Source organism: Sulfitobacter litoralis, assembly GCF_900103185.1.
GTDB classification, from domain to species: Bacteria; Pseudomonadota; Alphaproteobacteria; order Rhodobacterales; family Rhodobacteraceae; genus Sulfitobacter; species Sulfitobacter litoralis.
In genome coordinates, this window is record NZ_FNJD01000012.1 from 15,778 (window position 1) to 31,570 (window position 15,793).

Below are 15,793 nucleotides of genomic sequence, written 5' to 3' on the forward strand. Positions count from 1 at the left end.
CCGTGCCCGCCTTAACTTTTCGTTAAGGCTTAACATAGGTGCGCGGGTCAGGGATTGCCAGATCAGCCGCCCCCATGTAAATGCCCGCCATGCAACGCTATGCCCTTAAAATCGAATACCACGGCGCGCCCTTTGTCGGTTGGCAACGCCAGATCGGCCTTGCCTCTGTGCAAGGGGCGATCGAAGACGCCTTGGCCAAGATCGAACCCCGCGTTCATAATATCGCCGCCGCAGGGCGCACCGATGCAGGTGTTCACGGGCTCGCGCAGGTCGCCCACTGCGATATGGAGCGGGACTGGACCCCGTTCCGCCTGTCCGAAGCGATCAACTATCACCTGAAGCCCCTGCCGGTTGCGATCGTCGATTGTGTGGCTGTGGATGACGACTTTCACGCCCGTTTTTCCGCCCAAGAGCGCCGGTATCTCTTTCGCGTGCTGGTGCGCCGTGCGCCGGCCACCCATCAGGCGGGTCTGGTCTGGCAGGTCAAAAAGCCGCTTAATATAGACCTCATGCGGGAAGGCGCATCCCATTTGATCGGCGAGCACGATTTTACCACCTTCCGTTCTACCATCTGTCAGGCACAGACGCCGGTCAAAACGCTTGACCGTCTTGAGATGAAAGAGGTGCCGGTGAGCGGCGGCGTAGAGGTGCATTTCGACGTGCGTGCGCGGTCTTTCCTGCACAATCAGGTGCGCAGCATCGTCGGCACGTTAGAACGTGTCGGCGCGGGGTCTTTTGCGCCCGATGATGTCAGAAAGATTCGCGATGCCCGTGAACGCACCGCCTGCGGGCCGGTGTCACCGCCGCACGGGCTTTACCTGTCGCATGTGACCTACAAGACCGACCCTTTTGCGCAGTCAACACTGGGGCAGCAATAACCCCGCGCCATCAGTCTCGAAAAATCGCGTTCCACGTCCCGTGATGTGCCCCCGCAATATCGCCCCGTTCAAATCCGTGCGCCCCGAAAAAGTCGCGCTGCGCCTGTATCAGATTGGCCGATCCGCGTGCCGTGCGGATCGTATCGTACCATGCAAGTGACGCGCTGAGCGCAGGCATCGGAATACCCAAAGACACCCCTGCCGCCACCGTCTTGCGCAGCCCCGCCAGATGATCGCCGAGCATCTCGCGCAGTGCTGGCGCGAGGATCAAGGCCCCCTCTGGCAACCCCACGTGAAAGGCGTCGGCCAGATCATCCAGCAAGGCAGAGCGGATGATACATCCCGCGCGCCAGATCTCTGCGATGCGGGCCATATCAAGGTGCCAGTTGAATTCATCGGACGCGGCAGCAAGCACGCGAAACCCTTGGGCGTGGCCCAGAATACGCGCGGCCAGCAGGGCGGAATGCAAGTCCGCGTCTGAAGGTAGATCGCCGCCAATCACCGCATCCGGCAACAAGGGGGCCGCCGCAACCCGCAGCGCCTTTTCGCTGGACCAGCCCCGTGCGCCGACTGCCGCCTCGATCGCGCTGGCGGATTGACCGAGCTTCAGCGCCTCTATCAAGGTCCAGCGGCCGGTGCCCTTCTGCCCCGCCTTATCAAGGATCAGGTCCACCATCGGGGTACCGCTGTCTGCATCGACGGTTTGCAATGCCGCGGCAGAAACCTCGATCAGATACGAGCCGAGAGGCCCGTTCTGCCAGCGCTCGAACAGGGCTCCGATCTGCGGCGCGCTTTGCCCGCCCGCATCCCGCAGCAGCCCGTAAACTTCGGCGATCATCTGCATGTCGGCATATTCGATCCCGTTGTGCACAGTCTTGACGAAATGCCCTGCCCCGTCCGGCCCCAGATGATCGACGCAGGGCGCGCCCTGAAACTTTGCCGCAATCGCGCTAAGCATGGGGCGCAGCTGGGTCCAGCTGTGATCCGTCCCGCCCACCATCATCGATGGGCCGTGCCGCGCACCTTCTTCGCCGCCCGAAACCCCCATACCGACGAAATGCCGGCCCGTGCCGTTGAACGCGGCCGACCGACGGCGTGTATCGTGGAAATCGGCGTTGCCACCGTCGATGATCGTGTCGCCCTCGTCCAGCAATGGCATCACGGCGTCGATCATCGCATCCATCGGTGCCCCCGACGGGATCATGAACAAGATACTGCGCGGCAGCGCGATGCTATCGACGAACTCCTCTAGCGTCTCGTGGCCCGTCAGGTTTGCAGCCAAGGTGCCGGCTTCGTCGATAAACGGCGCAATCCAGTCTGCCTCGCGGTTGCTGACCGCCACACGAAACCCCTGCTCTGCCAGATTAAGCGCCAGCGCACTGCCCATTGTGCCCAGACCATACACGCCAATATCAGCGGCCTTTATATCTGCGTCCATCGGCTTATCTCCTGTGGGTGAAGGGTTCATCAAACTTAGGGATGCGCACCGGTGCTGCACAAGGGTGCGGGGCGGCGAAATTGATTATCGTATCCTTTTCAGTTAAGATCTCCGGATAAAAGCAAGAACAACATATTTACAGGTTAACGGTATAGAAATGCTACAAGAACTAAAACGCGCTTGGGAGGGCATGATCCTCCCCATCTGGCGCCGCCCGAAACGTATTCAGGTCGCCGCATTGTGCTACCGCGAAACACCCGATGGCAAAGAGGTGCTGATGATCACAAGTCGGGATACCGGCCGCTGGATCGTGCCGAAAGGCTGGCCGATCGATGGGCTGGACGGCGCTGGCGCTGCCCTGCGCGAAGCGTGGGAAGAAGCCGGCGTATCCAAGGCCGATATCGAGTCCGAGCCGATGGGGTATTACGATTACGACAAAGGCCTGTCCGAGGGTCTCACCACGCCCGTGATCGCTCAGGTCTATCTGACGCGTGTGCGCCACATCGAGGATGAATACCCCGAGGTCGACGTCCGCACGCGCCGCTGGATGCCCCCGAAAGAAGCAGCAGAACTGGTTGCAGAACCCGATCTTCGGGAAATCCTTCTGAAACTATAGCCGCTCTGCGGCCTTGCGTAACCTTTTTCGCTGTGCCACGAGCGCATGGTTCAAGAGAATGAGGCAGCAATGACCGACGGACCCAAAGGCCAACAGTGGAAAACACTGGATTCTGACCTGAACCGCATCTCGCGGGTGGAACAAGCAACGACGTATGTCGCGCGGCCTATGGTCGGACTTGGCATTGCGCTTGCCTTTATCGTCTTGGCGGCACTGGTCGCCGGCCTCTTCCTCGGTGCGCAGCCGTCGAACTTTGTGGTGATCGCCGCGGCGGCCTTCGGGGCCTATATGGCTGTGAACATCGGTGCCAATGATGTGGCCAACAACATGGGCCCCGCCGTCGGTGCCAAAGCGCTAAGCATGGGCGGTGCGATTGTCATCGCTGCGATCTGCGAAAGCGCGGGTGCATTGCTGGCGGGCGGCGACGTTGTATCGACCATCTCGAAGGGGATCATCGATCCCGCGTCGGTCGCAGATTCTCAAGTGTTCATCTGGGCGATGATGGCCGCGCTGATTTCATCCGCGCTTTGGGTCAACCTGGCGACATGGGTGGGCGCGCCTGTATCGACCACACACTCTGTCGTGGGGGGGGTTATGGGCGCGGGCATCGCGGCTGCGGGGATGGCAGCCGTCAACTGGCCTTCCATGAGCATGATCGCCGCCAGCTGGATCATCTCGCCCGTGCTAGGTGGCGCTGTCGCGGCGATGTTCCTCGCGCTGATCAAGTCGCAAATCCTATACCAAGAAGACAAGATCGCCGCGTCGCGCCGGTGGGTGCCGATCCTGATCGGGGTCATGTCCGGCGTTTTCGCCACTTATCTGGCCCTCAAAGGCCTTAAGAAGATCATCGAGATCAATATGGGCTCTGCCCTGCTGATCGGTCTGGCCTGCGGTGTTCTGGCCTATGCCATTTCCTACCCCGCGATCCGCCGCGCCTCCGAGGGGATGGAGAACCGCAACAAATCCGTCAAAGTGTTGTTCGGCCTGCCGCTGGTGTTCTCTGCCGCGCTGCTGAGCTTTGCGCATGGGGCCAATGATGTGGCCAACGCGGTCGGGCCACTTGCCGCGATCGTTCACGCCTCTGAATTTGGCGGCTTCGAGGCGAAGGTCTCTATCCCGATGTGGGTGATGGTGATCGGGGCCTTCGGGATTTCCTTTGGTCTGTTCCTGTTCGGACCCAAGCTGATCCGCATGGTAGGCAGCCAGATCACCAAGCTGAACCCGATGCGCGCCTATTGCGTAGCACTATCCGCAGCAATCACCGTGATCATCGCCTCGTGGTTGGGTCTGCCCGTCAGCTCTACCCATATCGCAGTGGGTGGCGTTTTTGGTGTGGGCTTCTACCGCGAATGGCATATGGAACGCCGCCTGCGTCGCCCCGGCGCCAAAGCGGGTGAGGTGAAACGCATCGCCGTAGAGGAACGCCGCCGCCGCAAATTGGTGCGCCGGTCCCACTTTATGACCATCGTAGCCGCATGGGTTATTACCGTGCCTGCCGCGGCGACCATGTCAGCGATGATCTTTCTGGGGCTGAACGCGCTGGTGAACTAAGTCCCCGTGCGACGTCGCCTTGGCGGCTAGCGCAGATCGGACGGGGTAAGGTTTGGCAGCCCCGACCCGTGCGCCTGCGCCTCTTTCACCAGATCGCGCACGCGCTGGCATAGCGGCGTGGCGACGCCTTCCTGCGCCCCCATCGCGATGATCCGCCCCTGCAGCGCGTCGATTTCGGTCGGTTTGCCCGCCTCAAGGTCATACGACATCGACGTCCGCGCCATCGGGTCAATCGTCAGCATCCTGGCCGCGACGCGCGAAAACAGGGGTGTGGGCAAGCGGAGCACCCGAGGGATCAACCGTGCAGGCAGCGGCGTCGAGGACGCGGGGTAGATACCGTGGGCTTTCAAGACAGCAAGCGCCTCGGCCATCTGCGCGGCCATGACGCGGCGCCAGCGCCGGTCAAGCAGTTGTTCTTGCAACGTCAACCCAGACAGGGCGTTCAGACCATTGTTCAGGTTCAGCAGCAGCTTGCCCCATTGTACACCATTAATCGCCCCCGTTCCGATCATGCGCAGTCCCGGCACCGACAGGTACCCCGACAGCGGCATCCGGCCTGTCTGGACAACAATATCGCCGCTTGTCGCACGGTGATACCGCCCGTCCCCATGGGGCACGACGTTGAACGGGACCATGCCAGCGCGCACATCATGCAGCGGCAGGGCCTCGCGCAGGATCTCTGCCGCGTCGAGACCGTTTTGCAGGCTCAGCACGGTGGACAGCGCAGGGGTGTGCTGAGCGATCAAACGGGCCATGCCCGCCGTATCGTCAGTCTTGACCGTGACCAGCACAATGCCCGCCCCCGCCAGACAGGCAGGGTCTTGGGACAGGGTCAGCTTTGACGCCGGCACATGTTCATCCAGCCCGTCGAAGCCCGTCAGACGCAGGCCATGCTTGCGGATCTGACCGGAAACGAGCGGGCGTACCAGCAGCGTTACGTCGTGCCCGTGGGCGGCCAGCATGCCACCTACAAAGCAACCAATCGCCCCCGCACCTGCGACAACGATCGGCCGCCGGTCGGTCATTTCCCCAAGCACCAGCGCATGACGGATTTCTGCGCGTGCAGACGGTTTTCAGCCTCGTCAAAGATAACCGAGCTCGGGCCGTCCATGACAGAGCTTGTGACCTCGTCATCGCGGTGCGCTGGCAGACAGTGCATGAACAGCGCGTCGGGCTTTGCTTTGGCCATCAGCGCGTCATTCACCTGATAGCCGCGCAGCTGGTTGTGTCGACGTTCGCGCGCCGATTGCGGGTCATGCATCGACACCCATGTGTCTGTCACGACCAGATCCGCGCCCTCTACCGCTTTGTTCGGGTCACGCTCGGTGGTGTAAAGGCCATTCAGCGCGCCCTCGGGGTCCAGCGTCTGCGGGCCGGTAAACACAAGTTCGAAATCAAAGGCTTTGGCCGCATGGGCGAAGCTGGCAAAAACGTTATTGCCGTCACCGGACCAGACCACCTTTTTGCCCTTGATCGGGCCGTTATGCTCTTCGAAGGTCATAATATCGGCCATGATCTGGCACGGATGCGTGCGGTTGGTCAGACCGTTGATCACCGGCACAGAGGCGTATTCCGCCATTTCCAGCAGGGTCGCCTCTTCAAAGGTGCGAATCATGATCAGATCAACATAGCGGCTGAGCACGCGTGCCGTATCGGCGATGGTCTCGCCGTGGCCCAGCTGCATATCCGCGCCGGATAGCACCATCGTCTGCCCGCCCATCTGACGCACGCCCACGTCAAAGCTGACCCGTGTCCGTGTCGAGGGTTTTTCGAAGATCAACGCGACCATGTGATCCTTGAGCGGCTGGTCATCATCCGGTGCACCGCGCGGACGACCCAGGCGGGACGCTTTCATCGTGGCGGCGTTGTCGATGATGCTGCGCAGATCAGCCGGGTCGGTTTGGTGAATGTCGAGAAAATGTTTCATAGGTATTCTTTAATTTTTTGGGAAGTTAGGGGGGCCAGCCCCCCCGGCCCCCCGGAGTTTAAAAGGCAAAATGAAGGTTAGCCGGCAGCAAGGCTGCTGGCGGCCTGATCAAGGCGGGAGACGGCCTCTGCGATGTCTTCATCGGTGATATTGAGAGGGGGCAGTAAGCGGATCACGTTGTCCGCCGCCGGTACAGTGATGACTTCGTGGCGGTAGCCCGCCGCGACAACGTCGCTGTTGGTGGCGATGCATTTCAGGCCCAGCATCAGCCCGCTCCCGCGCACGCTTTCGAAAACATCGGGATGGCTGGCGACCAACCCTTCAAGCTTTTGCCGCATCAGGCCGGCCTTGCGGTTCACATCGTCAAGAAAGGCGTCTGTGCCGATGATGTTGACCACCGCATTGCCCACGGCACAGCCCAGCGGGTTGCCACCATAGGTCGACCCGTGGGTGCCCGCCGTCATGCCAGAGGCTGCGGTTTCTGTGGCCAGCACCGCGCCCAGAGGGAAGCCGCCGCCGATGCCTTTGGCGACCATCATGATGTCGGGTGTGACCCCTGCCCATTCGTGAGCGAACATCTTGCCAGTCCGGCCCACGCCGCATTGTACCTCATCAAAGATCAGCAACAGACCGTTTGCTTCGCACAGCGCGCGCATCTGCTTGAGATCAGCATCGGGAACCGGACGGATACCGCCCTCGCCCTGAACCGGTTCGATCATTATGGCGGCTGTGGTATCGGTGATCGCCGCGCCAAGCGCCTCCATATCCCCAAATTCGATATGTTTGAAACCGGGGAGCAGCGGGCCGAAGCCTTTGGTCATTTTCTCGGATCCTGCCGCCGCGATCCCGGCAGATGACCGCCCGTGGAACGCGCCCGAGAAGGTGATGATCTCGGTGCGTTCAGGCTGGTCCTTGTCGTAGAAATACTTGCGCGCCATCTTGACCGCCAGCTCGCAGGCCTCGGTGCCGGAGTTGGTGAAAAACACCGTATCGGCAAAGCTGAGCGCGACCAGCCGGTCGGCCAGTTCCTGTTGCTGGGGGATCTCGTAGAGGTTCGAGGTATGCCAAAGCTGCCCCGCCTGTTCGGTCAGCGCCGCCACCAGCGCGGGGTGCGCATGGCCAAGCGCGTTCACCGCGATGCCTGCGCCCAGATCCAGAAATCGGCGACCGTCCTGTTCAATCAACCACGAGCCTTCGCCTTTGACAAAGCTCAGGGGGGCACGGGAATAGGTCGGCAGAACAGATGGGAACATCAGGATCATCCTTATAGGTTGGCCGCATCAAAGGCACAAAAGGCCATGAGTGACGGAGAGGGTCAATATGATTTGAAGGGGAGCGACGCACTTTATGTCGCAAATGATCAAAGCCGCGCCCCGTGTCGGGGGCCGGTGCCGCCAATTAGCCTTGGCGTCGTCGTAAAGAAGATGTTGAACGGTTGATCATGTCATTTGCATAGGCAGATTTTTACATCTTGCAAAGCAAAAACATGCCCGTGATGGCCGCAAACCGTGGCGCGGGCTGTGCTGCAGGTCTTTTGCTGTGGTTTTAAAGGAGCGTTTGCCGCCGCTGCCGCCCCAATTGCCCGTTCCCGCCTTGCACCCAAGCTGTCAGTGATTAGTATAGGGACTTGAGATTTTTCCAAGGCGGTCCTGAGAAGGGCCGCTTGTTAGCTAAGGACGCCAAATGTCTTGGACCGATGACCGCGTAGAGATCCTGAAGAAAATGTGGGGCGAGGGCCAATCCGCAAGCCAGATTGCAAAGGAGTTGGGCGGCGTGACCCGCAATGCCGTAATCGGCAAGGTGCATCGTTTGGGCCTGTCTAACCGGACCGCAACCGCTGCGCCCGCGGCCGCCCCTGCTACCGCCGCAAAGCCCGAAGCCAAGGCCAAGCCAGCAGCCAAACCTGCTGCCGCTAAGCCAAAGGCAGAACCTGCCCCTGAAGCGGCAGAGCCCGAAGCAGTAGAGGCCGTTCCAGCAGTCCGCCCCAACCTGCCCGCGCGTGCCAAGATCATTCCCGCAGGCCAGCCCTTGCCGCCGCAGCCTTCCGCGAACGAGATCAGCCCCGAAGCGCTTGCCAAAGTAAGCGAGGTCGAGAAAAAGTCGAAGAAGATCGGCCTGATGGACCTGACGGAGCGGACCTGCAAATGGCCCGTCGGCGACCCTGCAACGGATGATTTCTGGTTCTGCGGCCTGCCTGTGCAGCAAGGCAAGCCCTATTGCGAGGCCCACGTCGGCGTGGCCTTCCAACCGATGAGCGCACGGCGCGACCGCCGCCGCTAAGCCGCCAGTAAGCCGCCGCGGACAAGCAGAGCAACGGAAGGCCAGACAGCGATGTCTGGCCTTTTTCGCATCAACGCGTCGGCGCAGTGGGCGGATCATCCCTGCCCGGCTCTGCCGGATTATCAGAGAACAACGCGATTTTGTTGCCTTGGGGGTCACGCAGGTAGCTGACGTAGAAGCGCGGACCATAGGTGGCGCGAAACCCCGGCTGGCCCTCATCGCTGCCGCCAGCGGCCAGCGCTGCGGCGTGTAACACGCGCACCTGCGCCTGGCTGGTTGCTTCGAACGCGATCATGGACCCGTTGCCAGCAGAAGCCGGCGCGCCATTATAGGTCGGTTTGACGTAGAAATCTGGCATGGCCGCGGGCTGCCCCGCAGCCTGCGACAGCACAAAGCTCAAGCCCTCGGGACCTTCGGTCAGCGCATAGCCCAAGGCTGGCAGGAAAGCGGTATAGAAGCGTTTGGCATGTGCTAGGTCGTCGGCCCCGACGGTGACATAAGCGATCATAGCCCCCTACCCCGCTGCGGTCTTGCCCCGACGGTCCCCGCGCAGCTGCGCATAAAGCACATGGGTCCGCCAGCGCCCGTCGATTTGCAGATAGCTTTGCGCGACACCTTCGTATTTAAAACCGGTCTTTTCCAGCAACCCGCGCGAGGCGATGTTCTCGGGCAGGCAGGCGGCCTCGACCCGGCTGATGTCCAGACGGGTGAACGCGTGATGCACGGACGCCTCTATAGCTTCGCGCATATAGCCACGGCGGGCGAATTGTTCGCCGGTCCAATACCCCAATGTCCCCGCCTGCGCCGGACCCCGGCGAATGTTATCAAGCGTGATCGCACCGATCAGCATGTTGTCTTTGCGCCGGATCAGGAACAACGGCAGCGCCGTGCCCGCAGAGACAGACCGGTTGGCCCAGTACACACGATTGGTAAACGCCTTGCGCGACAGGTGGTCTGGTGCCCAAGACGGCTCCCACGGTGAAAGATAGGTGCTGCTGTCCGACCGCAAGGTTGCCCAAGGGCGGAAGTCAGCATGCACCGGCGGGCGCAACGTCAGCCTTTCGGTTTCAATGGCCAGCTTTCGTTTCAGCAGTTGCATCAGGCAGCGCGACGCTCCTGCAGCTCTTCCAAAGTGGGGGCCCCATCCACCGGACCATAAAGCGCCAGAGCGGCAGGTGCGCTTGCAGCCATGTTCTGGGCAAAATCACGCACGTCACCGGTGGTCACGGCATCAATCTGTGCGATGGTTTCTTCCAGCGGAGGCACGCGGTCCCAAATCTGGATCAGGCGCGCCAGTCGTTCGGCACGGTTTGACGGGCTTTCCAGCCCCATCAGCAGCCCTGCTTTCATCTGTGCCCGTGCCCGCGCGACCTCGGCTGGGGACATGTCAGAGGCAGCACGCTTCATCTCGTCAATGGTGATGCCGGCCAGTTCGGGTAGCTGTTCGCCACTTGTGCCGGCATAGACCGTCATCATGCCTGTATCGGCATAGGCCCCTGCCTGCGCAAAAATCGTATAGCATAGCCCGCGATTCTCGCGGACCTCTTGGAACAGGCGGCTCGACATGCCGCCCCCGAGCGCGGAGGCATAGATTTGCGCGACATAGATATCATCAGCGCGGTAGCCGGGGGCCTCGAAACCGAGGGCGAAATGCGCTTGCTCTAGCGGTTTCAACTGGCGCACTTCGCCGCCGCTGAACTTGGCCGCGTCGACGTCGAACAAGGGTTTGGGTGGCATATCACCAAACAGCTGTTCGGCCAGACGCACGATCTCATCATGATCGACGGCACCGGCTGCGGCGAGGATCATCTGGTCGGGACCGTAGTGCTGGCTGATAAAGCCTGACAGGTCCTCGCGGGTGAAGTTCGACACGCGCTCGGACGGGCCAAGAATGGTGCGTCCGATGGGCTGGTTGGGATAGGCCTTTTCCTGCAACCAATCGAAAATCACGTCGTCCGGCGTGTCTAGCGCTTGGCCGATCTCTTGCAGGATCACGCCGCGCTCTACCTCTATCTCACCGTTATCAAGCACCGGATTGCGCAGGATATCCGCGATCACATCCAGCCCCAGCGACACGTCGTTTTCCAGCACGCGCACGTAGTACGCCGTCACTTCACGCGAGGTATAGGCGTTGATATAGCCGCCCACATCCTCGATCGCTTCGGCGATCTGCAACGACGTTCGCTTGGCCGTGCCTTTGAATGCCATATGCTCAAGAAAATGCGCGATCCCGTTTTGCGTGGCCGTTTCATGCCGCGCACCCGCCGAGACCCAAACCCCGATAGACGCCGACGCGAGCCCCGGCATATGTTCGGTTACAATGCGAAAGCCGTTGGACAGGCGGTGTTGTTGCAAGCTCACTGAGCAATGCCCCCTTTGATAATGTCTTTGAGCGCCTCAAGATCGTTCGGCACGCGGGTTACGCGTTCTTCGCGGTCAAACAGATCAGCCATGTGTTCCGGCAGCGGCGGGCGCACCCCAGTGGCGGCTTCGACGGCATCGGGGAACTTGGCCGGATGCGCAGTGGCCAGCGTGATCATCGGCGTCGCGGGATCGCGCAATGCGGCCCCCACGCGCACACCGATGGCGGAATGCGGACACAGCAGCTCGTTTGTGTCGGCGTACAAAGCCTTGATCGTTTCGCTGGTTTCGTCTTCGGAAACGCGGCCCGATTTATAGGTGTTCTGTAGATCGCGCAGGGCGTTGTCGCCGACGTCAAACCCGCCCTTGGCCAGATCGTCCATCAGGGTGTTGATTGCGTCACTGTCCTGCCCATAGGCAAAATACAACGCGCGCTCAAAGTTTGAGCTCACCTGAATATCCATCGACGGGCTGATCGAGGCATGAACCTCGCCCTTCTGGTATCCACCCGTGGTCAGGCAGCGGTGCAGAATATCGTTCTGGTTTGTGGCGACAACCAGATCAGCAATCGGCAGGCCCATTTCACGCGCGATATAGCCCGCGAAGATATCGCCAAAGTTGCCCGTAGGCACGGTAAAGCTGACTTTGCGGTCCAGCGCGCCCATGGCGAGACCTGCAGTAAAGTAATAGACAACCTGCGCCAGCACGCGGCCCCAGTTGATGCTGTTGACCCCTGCCAGTTGCACCCCGTCGCGGAAGGTGTGGTCGTTGAACATATCCTTCAGGCGCGCCTGACAATCGTCGAAGTCCCCATCCAGCGCCAGCGCGTGAACGTTGCTTTCTGAAGGCGTGGTCATCTGGCGCCGCTGCACTTCGGACACCCGGCCATGGGGGAAGAGGATAAATACATCGACGTTGTCCAGCCCGCGAAACGCCTCGATTGCGGCCGATCCGGTATCGCCGGACGTCGCACCGACGATGGTCACCCGTTCGCCCTTGCGAGATAGCACGGCCTGGAACATGTGGCCGATCAGCTGCATGGCGAAATCCTTGAACGCCAGCGTGGGGCCGTGGAACAGCTCTAGCAAGAAGTGGCCCTGTTCAAGCTGTACCAATGGGGCGCGAACGGTGTGGTTGAACCCGGCATAGGCCTTGGTGATCAGCGCCTTGAATTCCTCGTCACTGAACGTGTCACCAACAAAGGGTTTCATCACGCGAAAGGCGACATCCTCGTAGGACATCGTGGCCATCTCGCGCAGGTCATCGGTGCTGAGTGTCGGGATCGTTTCGGGCACATACAGACCGCCGTCGCGGGCAAGGCCGGTCAGCAGCGCCTCTTCGAACGACAAAACGGGGGCGGAACCACGGGTAGAGACATAACGCATAGGGTTGGTCAGCTTTCGGTTTTGGGTGCGCGGCGGCGGCGCAGGAAGAAAAGGCTCATCCCAAGCCAGATCGCGGCAAGAGAGAACCAAGTGATCGCATATTGCAAGTGATCGTTGGGAATTCGGGCGGTATCGACGGGCAACGGGCTGATCCCCGCTGCCGGCGGGGTGCTGCTGCGTGTGACCAGCAGCACAGGCTGCGTCCCAAGTGTTCGGGCCATGGCTGGCACATCGCGGGCAAACCAGATATTGCCTTTCAGGTCGGCCTCGGGCGTGAAGCTATCGGTTTCCTGCGGCCATTGCAGATTGCCCGTGACGGTTGCGGGGCCATCGGAGCGGGCGACGTTCTTGGCGCTGGCCACCGCGAAACCGCGATCCACCATGATCCGGCGACCATCCTCAAGCACGAAGGGTGTGATGATCCGGTAGCCTGCACCGACGTCCTTTTGGGACACGAGCACATGCACCTCGCCCTGTTCGAACGTGCCCGACACGGTAACGGGCAGATAGGCGTCAAGGTCGCGGTTCACCGACGCAGGCAAGTCGACCGGTGCGGCAGCAATGCGGGTGTTGATGTCGGCGATTATCGCTTCTTTCCAGGCTAGCCGCTGAATCTGCCAAACGCCCAGCCATATCAGGATAGCAGCCCCGCCAAGGCCGACAATCAGCAGGAATAGCGTGCGACGCATAAAGCTCTCTTGAGGTTGGCACCCGTGGACAGGTGGCGGCAATGCAAAGGCGCGCAAGGTCCCCCTCGCGCGCCTGTTGCTTTTAGTGATTGCGGCCCGATTTGCAAGCCGACTGCGGGCTTAGATGCCCCACATGTAGACGGCGAAGAAAAGGAACAGCCAGACCACATCCACAAAGTGCCAGTACCAGGCTGCGGCCTCAAAGCCGACGTGCTGCTCTTGGGTAAAGTGCCCTTTGATCGCGCGGACCAGACAAACCGCCAAGAAGATCGTACCGATTGCAACGTGGAAACCGTGGAAACCCGTCGCCATAAAGAAGCTGGAGAAGAACAGGTCGCCCCCGAAAGTCCAATCGTCGTGGACCAGCAGTTCGTAATACTCATAGGCTTGGAACGCGGTGAACAGCATGCCCAAAACGATCGCGATGGACAGGCCGGCGATCAGGTCTTTGCGGTTGTTCTCGTGGACCAGCGCGTGGTGCGCCCAAGTCACGGCACAGCCCGACAGCAGCAGGATCAGCGTGTTGATCAGCGGCAAGTGGAAGGCGTCAACGGGAATGATATCCGGCTGCACATAGGTGGAGCCTGGGAATTCATCCATCGGGTAGAGGGCTTCTTTGAAGAAGGTCCAGAACCACGCGACAAAGAACATTACTTCGGACATGATAAACAGGATGAAACCATAGCGCAGACCGATGCGCACAACGTTGGTGTGATCACCGACGTGGCTTTCAGCAACAACCTCGGACCACCATCCGAACATGCAATACAGCACGGCAACCAGACCACCCAAGAAGACGAAGGGGGTTACATCGTGCATCCAGAAAACACCACCAACCAGCATGACGCAGCCGGCAATGGAGCTGAGCAGTGGCCATGTGGACGGCGGCAGAATGTGGTAATCATGGTTCTTTTCATGGGCCATTGGTTCAGTCCCTCACCTTTTTCTTAATTCAGGTTTATCGCGCTGTCCTGATCGGGGGCTTCATAGTCCTCGGGCAGGTCAATTTCATAGAACGTATAAGACAGTGTGATCGTATGTACATACTTGCCATCACGGTCTTCGACGATTTCGGGGTCAACAAAGAAGCTGACGGGCATTTGAACACGCTCACCGGGGGCGAGCACCTGTTCAGTAAAGCAGAAGCATTCGATCTTTTCAAAAAACGCCCCGGCGGCATAGGGCGTAACATTATAAGACGCCTGCCCCGCAACCGGGTGATCGGTGGGGTTATAAGCCTCGTAGAACGCTAGCCCTGTTTCGCCGATGCGCAGCGTCATCTCGGTTGCAACAGGTTTGAATTCCCACGGCATATTGTCGTTCAGGCTACCGTCAAAGCGTACGGTGATCGTCTGGTCAAGAACGCCACCTTCTGCGCTTGCAACCTGCCCCGGCGTCCCGCCAAAGCCGGTGACGCGGCAGAACCAGTCGTAAAACGGAACAGACGCCCACGCGAGGCCGCCCATCAGAACCACAACAGTGACGGTCTGCATGACAGTCTTGGCGGGTCCGGACAAAGCCATCAGTTGCTCTCCTGCGTTTGGATGTCCCCACCCGGCAGATCGTTGAAATCGATGTTGGTGATTTTAACGAAAGTCAGCGCCATGACCAGTACAACAAAGCCAGCCAAAAGCAGACCAACGCCCAGATTGCGCCCGCGACGACGGGTGTGAATTTCGTGTTCTGCGCGAATGCCCATTACCAGCCTCCCATGCCATAGCCGCGCAGGGTCGCCTCTGCGAGAATGGCCCCGAAGTGCAGGAAAAGATACCACAGGGACAGACGGAAGAACTTGCGCTCTACGCGGAAATCATCAGCTTCGCTGTCATCTTCGTCACGCTTCCAGATACGGAACGCGCCAATCAGGAACAGCAGGTTCAAAACGCCGGCGGTGACCAGATAGATCGGCCCACCGATCGAGGTGAAGCCGGTGCCGACAGCCAGAATGACCAACAAAACAGTGTACGCCAGAATGTGACGACGGGTAGAGCGACGCCCGTGCGTCACGGTCAGCATCGGCACTTTTGCATCGTCATAGTCATTGCGCATGAACAGCGCCAAAGCCCAGAAGTGCGGCGGCGTCCACATGAAGATCAGCGCGAACATCAGCCATGCTTCGACAGAGAAGCTGCCGGTAGCGATGATCCAGCCGATCACAGGCGGGAACGCACCCGCAGCGCCGCCGATAACGATGTTCTGCGGTGTCGCGCGCTTGAGCCACATGGAATAGAAAACAGCGTAGAAGAGGATCGTGAACAGCAGCATGCCTGCGGCCAGCAGGTTTGCGGCCAACCCGAGCATCACAACCGACATCCCCGACAGCGCGACACCAATCGCCAGCGCTTCGCCCGGCTGGACGCGGCCCGACGGGATCGGGCGCCCTTGGGTCCGACGCATGATCGCGTCGATGTCAGCGTCCCACCACATGTTCAGCGCACCAGAGGCCCCTGCCCCGATAGCGACGAACAAGATCGATGCAAAGCCAACCACCGGATGAACAGAATTCGGCGCGGCCAACATGCCGACAAGCGCGGTGAAAACCACCAACTGCATGACGCGCGGCTTCATCAGGGCAAAGTAATCCCCGAACTGCGCTTCGTACTCGCCCGCAGGTGTCGTGCTGGTATCAGTCATGCGATCTCTCATACAAAAGGAACCCGGGGCGCGC

General features: G+C 60.5%; 17 protein-coding genes. 4 read left to right on the forward strand and 13 right to left on the reverse strand.

Annotated features, from left to right (window positions below):
• The first annotated feature begins 89 nt into the window (after nucleotides 1-89).
• Nucleotides 90-878, forward strand: a complete 789-nt coding sequence (gene truA / locus BLQ98_RS10875) for a tRNA pseudouridine(38-40) synthase TruA (protein ID WP_093733419.1) — start codon at nucleotides 90-92, stop codon at nucleotides 876-878.
• 10 nt (nucleotides 879-888) lie between these two features.
• Here truA and gndA read toward each other — a convergent pair whose 3' ends face one another.
• Entirely contained in the window at nucleotides 889-2,316 is a 1,428-nt protein-coding gene (gene gndA / locus BLQ98_RS10880; protein ID WP_093733344.1) for an NADP-dependent phosphogluconate dehydrogenase, read from the reverse strand.
• A gap of 157 nt (nucleotides 2,317-2,473) precedes the next feature.
• On the opposite strand from gndA, the gene BLQ98_RS10885 reads away from it, so the two are divergent.
• Nucleotides 2,474-2,932 carry an NUDIX hydrolase gene (locus BLQ98_RS10885; RefSeq protein ID WP_093733345.1) on the forward strand — a complete coding sequence of 153 codons (459 nt, stop codon included), beginning with the start codon at nucleotides 2,474-2,476 and terminating at the stop codon, nucleotides 2,930-2,932.
• Between the two features lie 69 nt (nucleotides 2,933-3,001).
• Nucleotides 3,002-4,483 (forward strand): inorganic phosphate transporter, encoded by a 1,482-nt coding sequence (locus tag BLQ98_RS10890; protein WP_093733346.1) that lies wholly within the window; start codon nucleotides 3,002-3,004, stop codon nucleotides 4,481-4,483.
• A gap of 26 nt (nucleotides 4,484-4,509) precedes the next feature.
• Here BLQ98_RS10890 and BLQ98_RS10895 read toward each other — a convergent pair whose 3' ends face one another.
• The 3 genes from BLQ98_RS10895 to BLQ98_RS10905 form a co-directional block, all read right to left on the reverse strand.
• Nucleotides 4,510-5,508, reverse strand: coding sequence for a 2-dehydropantoate 2-reductase (locus BLQ98_RS10895; RefSeq protein ID WP_093733347.1), 999 nt, complete (start codon nucleotides 5,506-5,508; stop codon nucleotides 4,510-4,512).
• Nucleotides 5,505-6,410, reverse strand: coding sequence for an ornithine carbamoyltransferase (gene argF / locus BLQ98_RS10900; RefSeq protein WP_093733348.1), 906 nt, complete (start codon nucleotides 6,408-6,410; stop codon nucleotides 5,505-5,507). The genes BLQ98_RS10895 and argF overlap by 4 nt, the downstream gene beginning before the upstream one ends.
• A gap of 77 nt (nucleotides 6,411-6,487) precedes the next feature.
• Nucleotides 6,488-7,663 carry an aspartate aminotransferase family protein gene (locus tag BLQ98_RS10905; protein WP_093733349.1) on the reverse strand — a complete coding sequence of 392 codons (1,176 nt, stop codon included), beginning with the start codon at nucleotides 7,661-7,663 and terminating at the stop codon, nucleotides 6,488-6,490.
• Between the two features lie 430 nt (nucleotides 7,664-8,093).
• Here BLQ98_RS10905 and BLQ98_RS10910 point away from each other — a divergent pair, with 430 nt between their 5' ends.
• Nucleotides 8,094-8,690: a GcrA family cell cycle regulator gene (locus BLQ98_RS10910; protein ID WP_093733350.1), complete on the forward strand. Its 597-nt coding sequence runs from the start codon at nucleotides 8,094-8,096 to the stop codon at nucleotides 8,688-8,690.
• A gap of 70 nt (nucleotides 8,691-8,760) precedes the next feature.
• Here BLQ98_RS10910 and BLQ98_RS10915 read toward each other — a convergent pair whose 3' ends face one another.
• From BLQ98_RS10915 to cyoE, 9 genes are all read right to left on the reverse strand, one after another.
• A complete protein-coding gene (locus tag BLQ98_RS10915) occupies nucleotides 8,761-9,198 on the reverse strand; it encodes a VOC family protein (protein ID WP_093733351.1) in 438 nt (145 codons plus the stop codon).
• Between the two features lie 6 nt (nucleotides 9,199-9,204).
• Complete coding sequence (locus BLQ98_RS10920) at nucleotides 9,205-9,789, reverse strand: GNAT family N-acetyltransferase (RefSeq protein WP_093733352.1); 585 nt, start codon at nucleotides 9,787-9,789, stop codon at nucleotides 9,205-9,207.
• Nucleotides 9,789-11,051: a M16 family metallopeptidase gene (locus BLQ98_RS10925; RefSeq protein WP_093733353.1), complete on the reverse strand. Its 1,263-nt coding sequence runs from the start codon at nucleotides 11,049-11,051 to the stop codon at nucleotides 9,789-9,791. The genes BLQ98_RS10920 and BLQ98_RS10925 overlap by 1 nt, the downstream gene beginning before the upstream one ends.
• On the reverse strand, nucleotides 11,048-12,436 hold the full coding sequence (gene thrC / locus BLQ98_RS10930; RefSeq protein ID WP_093733354.1) for a threonine synthase: 1,389 nt from the start codon (nucleotides 12,434-12,436) through the stop codon (nucleotides 11,048-11,050). The genes BLQ98_RS10925 and thrC overlap by 4 nt, the downstream gene beginning before the upstream one ends.
• Nucleotides 12,437-12,444: 8 nt before the next feature.
• Nucleotides 12,445-13,125, reverse strand: coding sequence for an SURF1 family protein (locus tag BLQ98_RS10935; protein ID WP_093733355.1), 681 nt, complete (start codon nucleotides 13,123-13,125; stop codon nucleotides 12,445-12,447).
• Between the two features lie 120 nt (nucleotides 13,126-13,245).
• On the reverse strand, nucleotides 13,246-14,049 hold the full coding sequence (locus tag BLQ98_RS10940) for a cytochrome c oxidase subunit 3 (protein ID WP_093733356.1): 804 nt from the start codon (nucleotides 14,047-14,049) through the stop codon (nucleotides 13,246-13,248).
• 23 nt (nucleotides 14,050-14,072) lie between these two features.
• Complete coding sequence (locus BLQ98_RS10945; protein WP_093733357.1) at nucleotides 14,073-14,648, reverse strand: cytochrome c oxidase assembly protein; 576 nt, start codon at nucleotides 14,646-14,648, stop codon at nucleotides 14,073-14,075.
• Nucleotides 14,648-14,824 (reverse strand): cytochrome c oxidase system small membrane protein, encoded by a 177-nt coding sequence (locus BLQ98_RS10950; protein WP_093733358.1) that lies wholly within the window; start codon nucleotides 14,822-14,824, stop codon nucleotides 14,648-14,650. The genes BLQ98_RS10945 and BLQ98_RS10950 overlap by 1 nt, the downstream gene beginning before the upstream one ends.
• On the reverse strand, nucleotides 14,824-15,759 hold the full coding sequence (gene cyoE, locus BLQ98_RS10955; RefSeq protein WP_093733359.1) for a heme o synthase: 936 nt from the start codon (nucleotides 15,757-15,759) through the stop codon (nucleotides 14,824-14,826). Before cyoE ends, BLQ98_RS10950 begins: the two co-directional genes overlap by 1 nt.
• Between the last annotated feature and the right edge of the window lie 34 nt (nucleotides 15,760-15,793).

Bases quoted from the DNA above. Each gene is read 5' to 3' on its own strand.
- BLQ98_RS10905 (WP_093733349.1), bottom strand. From the start codon at position 7,663: ATGTTCCCATCTGTTCTGCCGACCTATTCCCGTGCCCCCCTGAGCTTT.
- truA (WP_093733419.1), top strand. From the start codon at position 90: ATGCAACGCTATGCCCTTAAAATCGAATACCACGGCGCGCCCTTTGTC.
- BLQ98_RS10920 (WP_093733352.1), bottom strand. From the start codon at position 9,789: ATGCAACTGCTGAAACGAAAGCTGGCCATTGAAACCGAAAGGCTGACG.
- BLQ98_RS10950 (WP_093733358.1), bottom strand. From the start codon at position 14,824: ATGGGCATTCGCGCAGAACACGAAATTCACACCCGTCGTCGCGGGCGC.
- BLQ98_RS10940 (WP_093733356.1), bottom strand. From the start codon at position 14,049: ATGGCCCATGAAAAGAACCATGATTACCACATTCTGCCGCCGTCCACA.
- thrC (WP_093733354.1), bottom strand. From the start codon at position 12,436: ATGCGTTATGTCTCTACCCGTGGTTCCGCCCCCGTTTTGTCGTTCGAA.
- BLQ98_RS10885 (WP_093733345.1), top strand. From the start codon at position 2,474: ATGCTACAAGAACTAAAACGCGCTTGGGAGGGCATGATCCTCCCCATC.
- BLQ98_RS10915 (WP_093733351.1), bottom strand. From the start codon at position 9,198: ATGATCGCTTATGTCACCGTCGGGGCCGACGACCTAGCACATGCCAAA.
- BLQ98_RS10910 (WP_093733350.1), top strand. From the start codon at position 8,094: ATGTCTTGGACCGATGACCGCGTAGAGATCCTGAAGAAAATGTGGGGC.
- argF (WP_093733348.1), bottom strand. From the start codon at position 6,410: ATGAAACATTTTCTCGACATTCACCAAACCGACCCGGCTGATCTGCGC.
- BLQ98_RS10945 (WP_093733357.1), bottom strand. From the start codon at position 14,648: ATGGCTTTGTCCGGACCCGCCAAGACTGTCATGCAGACCGTCACTGTT.
- BLQ98_RS10935 (WP_093733355.1), bottom strand. From the start codon at position 13,125: ATGCGTCGCACGCTATTCCTGCTGATTGTCGGCCTTGGCGGGGCTGCT.
- cyoE (WP_093733359.1), bottom strand. From the start codon at position 15,759: ATGACTGATACCAGCACGACACCTGCGGGCGAGTACGAAGCGCAGTTC.
- BLQ98_RS10890 (WP_093733346.1), top strand. From the start codon at position 3,002: ATGACCGACGGACCCAAAGGCCAACAGTGGAAAACACTGGATTCTGAC.
- gndA (WP_093733344.1), bottom strand. From the start codon at position 2,316: ATGGACGCAGATATAAAGGCCGCTGATATTGGCGTGTATGGTCTGGGC.
- BLQ98_RS10895 (WP_093733347.1), bottom strand. From the start codon at position 5,508: ATGACCGACCGGCGGCCGATCGTTGTCGCAGGTGCGGGGGCGATTGGT.